Raw genomic sequence first — 510 nt, forward strand, 5'->3', positions numbered from 1 at the left:
GTCGACGACCTCGCCCTGCAGGACGGGGATCGACTGCTTGAGGACCTGCTCGCTGCCGTCCTCGGCCACGAAGGTGATCGTCAGGACGTCGTCGGCGGGGGCGATCCAGGACTTCTCGTTCGAGCGGAAGTCGTCGACGCCCATGGTGCTGACGTTCGTCTTCGAGTCACGCGACCAGGCGCCCATGCGGTGCGGGTGCTTGCGGGCGTAGTTCTTGACCGACAGGGGTGCGCGGCGGTCGGAGTTGCCCTCGCGCAGCACCGGGTTGACGGCGCTGCCCTGGACACGGCCGTAGCGGGCGCGGACGTCGCGCTGCTCGTCGGTCGTGGCCTCGTCCGGGTAGTCGGGCAGGTCGTAGCCCTGCGCCTGCAGTTCCTTGATCGCGACCTTGAGCTGGGGGATCGACGCCGAGATGTTCGGCAGCTTGATGATGTTCGCCTCGGGGGTCTTCGCCAGGTCGCCGAGTTCGGCGAGGGCGTCGTCCAGGCGCTGCTCGTCGGTGAGCCGCTC

1 protein-coding gene is annotated in these 510 nt (G+C 68.8%); it reads right to left on the minus strand.

The features are described 5' to 3' along the window. Positions 1-510, minus strand: a 510-nt coding sequence (locus BIU89_RS12040) for an NADP-dependent isocitrate dehydrogenase (protein ID WP_139179045.1), incomplete at both ends; no start/stop codon positions are given.

The sequence above is a fragment of the Curtobacterium sp. MCBA15_005 genome, from assembly GCF_001864855.1.
GTDB classification, from domain to species: Bacteria; Actinomycetota; Actinomycetes; order Actinomycetales; family Microbacteriaceae; genus Curtobacterium; species Curtobacterium flaccumfaciens.